The 5982-nt window shown below is 31.0% G+C and carries 5 protein-coding genes; 4 read left to right on the top strand and 1 reads right to left on the bottom strand.

The annotated features are described in order from the left end of the window. Window positions 1-29 precede the first annotated feature (29 nt). The 4 genes from ACLVEP_RS09490 to ACLVEP_RS09475 all read left to right on the top strand — a co-directional run bounded on the left by ACLVEP_RS09490 (window position 30) and on the right by ACLVEP_RS09475 (window position 4968). Complete coding sequence (locus tag ACLVEP_RS09490; RefSeq protein ID WP_412584435.1) at window positions 30-269, top strand: hypothetical protein; 240 nt, start codon at window positions 30-32, stop codon at window positions 267-269. 139 nt (window positions 270-408) lie between these two features. Beyond that, a complete protein-coding gene (locus ACLVEP_RS09485) occupies window positions 409-2319 on the top strand; it encodes an FAD-dependent oxidoreductase (protein ID WP_412584433.1) in 1911 nt (636 codons plus the stop codon). Between the two features lies 1 nt (window position 2320). After that, window positions 2321-4300: a bilirubin reductase, long form gene (bilR, locus tag ACLVEP_RS09480; protein WP_412584431.1), complete on the top strand. Its 1980-nt coding sequence runs from the start codon at window positions 2321-2323 to the stop codon at window positions 4298-4300. 248 nt (window positions 4301-4548) lie between these two features. Beyond that, the gene (locus ACLVEP_RS09475; RefSeq protein ID WP_412584429.1) at window positions 4549-4968 is read left to right on the top strand and encodes a CHC2 zinc finger domain-containing protein; all 420 of its coding nucleotides are present in this window, start codon (window positions 4549-4551) and stop codon (window positions 4966-4968) included. On the opposite strand, the gene ACLVEP_RS09470 is transcribed toward ACLVEP_RS09475, so the two are convergent. Further along, on the bottom strand, window positions 4925-5899 hold the full coding sequence (locus ACLVEP_RS09470) for an IS1595 family transposase (RefSeq protein ID WP_257360652.1): 975 nt from the start codon (window positions 5897-5899) through the stop codon (window positions 4925-4927). The two genes, ACLVEP_RS09475 and ACLVEP_RS09470, sit on opposite strands and share 44 nt — an antisense overlap. Window positions 5900-5982: the final 83 nt, after the last annotated feature.

The following is a 5982-nucleotide window of genomic DNA, read 5'->3' as shown; positions in this document are numbered from 1 at the left end:
TTAAAGAAATAGAGAAGGAGGTTGAAAAGATGTGTAATTTAGGAGAAATGATAGCAAAAGAGAATATAGAAAAAGGACATTCTATGGGGCTTGAACAAGGATTGGAACAGGGATTGGAACAAGGATTAGAACAAGGACAAAAATTAGAAAGAATTAACTTGATAAAAAATATAATGGAAAGTTTGCAATGTTCATTATATAGAGCTATGGATATTTTAAAATTGACTACTGAAGAAAGAAAAGATGTTGAAGAGCATTTTAAATCTTAATCATACTTGCTGACAAGGACGATATTTTGTCCTTGTTTTTTGTTTTTGATGACAAAAAAGGGATGTAAATAGCTAGAATTGATAGCGTTTTCTAGAATTGCTTGTGATAAAATAAACATGAGGAAAAAGGAGACGTATTATGAATAATTATGAACATTTATTTACACCTATTAAAATAGGAAATACAACAGTTAAAAATCGTATTTTTATGCCTCCTTTATCAACAAACCTTGCTGATAAAGGATATGTAACAGATGCATTAGTGAAACACTATGCAGCAAGAGCAAAAGGCGGAGTAGGACTTATTGTAACTGAAGTTACAACTGTAGAACCTACTTATACATACTTACCAGGGGATATGTCAATCTATGATGATTCTTATATTCCAGGATGGAAAAAGTTAGTAGATGCAGTACATCAATATGATACTAAAATCTTATCTCAACTTTTTCATCCAGCTTATATGGCTTTTCCAATTCCTGGAACACCACAATTGATTGCTCCATCAAATGTAGGACCATATTATGCTAAAAGTGCCCCTAGAGAAGTGACAAAAGAAGAATTGAAAGTAATTGTTAAACAATTTGGAGAAGCTGCTTTACGTTTTAAAAAAGCAGGGGGTGATGGTGTAGAAATCCAAGCTGCTCATGCACATGGTTTATTAGGAGGATTTTTAACACCTTTATATAATAAAAGAACAGATGAATATGGTGGAGATATTCATGGAAGATTACGTTTAACTTTAGAAGTTATTGAAGAAGTAAGAAAACAATGTGGTAGAGATTTTATCATTGATGTGCGTATTTCAGGAGATGAATATAGTGATGGTGGTTTAACACTTAATGATATGATTTATGTCTCTAAACAATTAGAAAAAGCAACCGTTGACTTTATTCATGTTTCTGGAGGAAATACCATTAAAAGAGGAAGTTCCATGCCAGCAAGTGGAACAGCTCCAGCACCACATAAACATGCAAGTGAAGAAATTAAAAAACATGTATCTATTCCAGTGGCAACAGTTTCTCGTATCAATGAACCTTGGGTAGGAGATGAATTGATCGCTAATGGTGTTTGTGATGCATGTATGATTGGTCGTCCTAATTTATGTGATAGTGAATTTGCAAATAAAGCAAAAGCAGGAAAAACAGATGAAATTAGACCATGTATTGGTTGTGGAAGATGTTTAACAGGAATTATGTTTGGTAAACCAATTAGTTGTACAGTCAATCCAGCTGTTGAAAAAGAAGAAATTGAAGAAGCACCAGTTAAGAAAAAAGTACTTGTTGTTGGTGGTGGACCAGCAGGTATGGAAGCAGCTTATGTAGCTAAAAAACGTGGACATGAAGTTGTTTTATGTGAACAAAGTGATCGTTTAGGTGGTCAATTAAATATTGCGTGTGTGCCTATTGGTAAACAAGAAATTACTAAAGTTGTTAAATATATGAAGAGTCAATTAACAGGTGTTGATGTGCGTTTAAATACAACTGTAACTAAAGAAATGATTGAAAATGAATTTAAAGATTATGAAGTGATTACAACAGTAGGAGCAACGCCTAAAGAAATCGAACCTTATAAAGTCTTTAAACAAACAATGACTGCTGATGATATTTTATCTGGTAAAAAATTCCCAGGTAGAAAGATCGTCATTATTGGTGGTGGATCTGTTGGTTGTGAAACAGCAGATTATTTAGCACCATTAATTAATGACTTATTCCCTACAAATAGAGATATTACTTTAATTGAAATGACTAAAGGATTAATGACAGGGGAATCTGGAGCAACTAAATCATTACTTACAAGACGTATGATGGAAAAAGGTGTGAAGATTGAATTGAATTCAAAGATCACTTATGTAGATGAAAATACAATTAAATATGAAAAGAATCATCAAGAATATGTTTTAGATGATGTTGATACATTAGTTTTTGCAGTTGGTTATAATCCAGTTGCTTCACCAATTGAAAATGCTCATTTAATTGGTGATTGTCAAAAAGTAGGAACATTAAAAGATGCTATTACAAATGCATATCAAATAACAAAGGAGATATAATATGAAACTATTAGAACCAATCCAAGTAGGAAAAATGACATTAAAAAACAGAATTATGTTTCCACCTCTTACAACAGGATATGAAGAAAGAGATGGATCTATTGGACAAAGAAGTTTAAGCTTTTATGAAAGATTAGCGAAAGGTGGAGCTTCTTATGTTGTTATTGGTGACGTAGCTCCAGTACGTACAGCATCACCAACACCAAAACTTTATAGTGAAGAACAAATACCAGCATTTAAAAAACTTGCTGATACTTTACATCAATATGATTGTAAAGTAGCTTTACAAATCTTCCATCCAGAATATGATGTTCCTGGTGTTGGAAAAATGATTATGGAAGCAGGAATGGCTCGTCAAAATGCGGCTAAAGCAAAAGCTGAAGGAAATGAAGAAGAAGCTTTAAAACAAACTGAATTAGCACAAAAGATTACCAAAGATGCGTATGCTAAATTACATCATGATATGCAACACTTTGTAAGTGAAGCAACAGTTGAACAATTAAATCAAATTAAAGAAAGTATTGCTAGCTGTGCACATAAAGCAATGCTTGCTGGTATTGATGCGATTGAAGTTCATGGGGATCGTTTATTAGGTTCTTTATGTTCTGAAGTATTAAATCATCGTAGTGATGAATATGGTGGTTCTTTTGAAAATAGAATTCGTTATGCTTTAGAAGTTGTTAAAGCAATTAAAGAAGCAGCTCCTGATTTAACAATTGAATATAAACTTCCAATTATTACTTTAAATAAAGATGGAAGTTTAAGAGGTAAAGGTGGTTTAAAAGAAGCCGAAGGAATTGCTTTTGCTAAAAAACTAGAAGAAGCGGGAGTTGATATGATTCAAGTTGCACAAGCTAACCATACAGGAAATATGGGAGATACAATTCCACCAATGGGTGATGTGCCTTATAATTGGACATTACCAGTTGCTAGAAAAGTTAAAGAAGTTGTTTCTATTCCAGTAGCAACAGTAGGTAGAGTAGTAAGTGTAGAAGCTGGTGAAAAGATCTTAAATGATGGAGATGCAGATATGATTGGTTATGGACGTTCTTTATTAACTGATCCTGATATTGCTTTAAAAGTGAAAAAAGGTGAATGTATTAGAGAATGTTTAAACTGTAATAAAGGATGTGTTGATGCGATTCAAAATAGACAATATATTTCATGTGTTTTAAATGCTGAAAATGGAAATGAAGCAACTGTTTCTATTAAACCAACAAATAATCCTCAAAAAGTAGTTGTTATTGGTGGAGGAATTGCTGGTTTAGAAGCAGCAAGAGTTGCTGCTGTTAAAGGACATACAGTGACTTTATTTGAAAAAGCAGATCATTTAGGTGGACAAATCAATATTGCCTCTGTTCCACCAAGAAAAAATGAAATCTTAAGAAGTATTGAATATTATCAAAAAGTATTACCTACATTAAATGTTGATGTTCATTTAAATGAAGAAGCTAAAGATATCAATAGTTATGATTATGCTATTATTGCTGTAGGGGCACATAATATGGAAATGCCAATTCCTCATGATAACAGCAATATTGTTTCAAGTTGGGATGTTTTAAATAGACAAGAAGTTAATGGTGATTGTGTAGTTATTGGTGGAGGTTTAGTAGGTGCTGAAACTGCTGAATATCTAGCAAATAAAGGTCATCAAGTGACAATTGTTGAAATGATGGATAAAATTGCTGCTGGTGAATCTACAACTGTTTTACCATTAATGATGAAAGACTTTGCAGATCATCATGTTAAACAATTAGTAAATACAAAAGTAGATCATATTGAAAATAATATTGTCTATACAGAAAATGATCAAATCAAAGCAGATACAATTATCAATGCATTAGGATCAAAGAAAAATATCTTTGATGATTCATCAATTACAATTCCTCATGTATGTGTAGGTGATTGTTCAGGTGAAAGAACTGCTGATATCGCAAGTGCTATTAGAACAGCATATCATGCTGCTAATGCTATAGATTAGTAAATAAATTAATATTTAGGAGTGTTACTTAGTTATCTAGGTAACACTTTTTTTGTGCAAAAAATGCACATAAAACATGACATTCACGTACGAAAAGTAGCCGTTCGTAAACGAAAATAGGAAATAGAGGGAGGGAGTTATATAATAATATGTGATTATAATGAAAAATTTTAAAATTAACATATACTACGAGAAAGATAATATTGAAAGGGTAATTGAGTTAAATAACGATATAGAAAGGGACCATTATGGAAAATGAAAAAATAGATTTAAAATATGTAATTGATCAAATAAATAAAGAATTGAACATCGGTACAGTAGCAAGAAATGAATTAGGAAATCCAGCTTCAGAAAATAAAAATGCTAAATGGAATATGGTGTATAAGAGCATTTATAAAGAAGAAAAAACACCATCATTTAAAATTTCAACGAAGTTAAATAGGTTTTTTTGCTTTGCTACAAAAAATAGTGGGGATGTTGTTAAATTATATCGTGATTGTAAATCATTAAATGGAAGACAAATCAGCATAGAAGAAGCATGTAAAGGATTGATAGAAGATTATAGTCTGAACATTAAATTAAATAATTTACCGAGAAAAACAAGAAATAAAAAATTTAACTTAATTAACCATCTGACACATGTGCATAGTATGGTTCGGATAAATTGAGTACAGTAATAATTGCTTTTTTAGGACATGGATGTGATTTCAAAACATATTTCTGTATTTTGTTCATGAAGTTCTTTCCAGTATATCTATGGTTGAAACGCCATTCTTGTTCATTCAAAAACAAAGGTAAGTCACGTTTAGTTACTCCATGATATATACCAGTAATATTATTCTTTATATCACCAATTAATACATTAAGCCAATACAATCTATGATTTTCTTCATCATAGAGTATTTTTTCTGATTTTAATGTTATTTTATCAGTTAATCCTAAAAAAGTTGTTTTTCCATCAGTGTTTAGTATTCTTTCTTTTGAAAGTATTGCTTTTTTTGAGATGAATCTAACAATATTATTTGTACTATCTACAGCTACTGGCATTAATTTTAAAAATTTTGGATATTTATTTTCTTTATCTGTTGATAACATTACTAAAAAGGGTTGCTGTTCAGTAGCAACTCCTTGTTTGTGTTCTTCTTTACTTTTTGAGCCTATATAAGCAACGTCTGCTTCATAAAAAAAGCTGTCCAGAATTTTTTCACTGTTACTTTGGGACATAAGAATCCTACATTTTCTACAAAGTAATAGCGCTGTTTTATAATTTATTTCTAATTCATTAGCTAATTCAATCGCAGACAAACCTTTATTTGCCGTAAAAAAGAGATACATTCCTAAAATCAATTTATAAAGATCTAGCTTATTATCTTGAAATATAGTATTAGAAAGTAAGTAATGTTGATGACCACATTCTTTACATTGAAAGACATCACCTCTTTTAATGGAATAGTAATGTGTACATCCACATTTTTCACAGTAAAAGCCAACAGGCCATTTCATTTTAAAAAAGAATTTTACACATTCATCATGATTATTTGCATATTTTCTAGTTAAAGTAATTAAAGAATCCTTTTTTGGTTTTTGATTTTTAGCCATAGTATCCACCTCTTTAAGAAAAGTATATAATATTTTAAAGAAGTGATAGATTATACTCCTCGGTTTAAAGTGAGAATAACGGA

The sequence above is a fragment of the Faecalibacillus sp. genome, assembly GCF_047023275.1.
In the GTDB taxonomy this organism is placed as follows: Bacteria; Bacillota_I; Bacilli_A; order Erysipelotrichales; family Coprobacillaceae; genus Faecalibacillus.
This window is presented reverse-complemented; position numbering and strand designations above follow the sequence as displayed.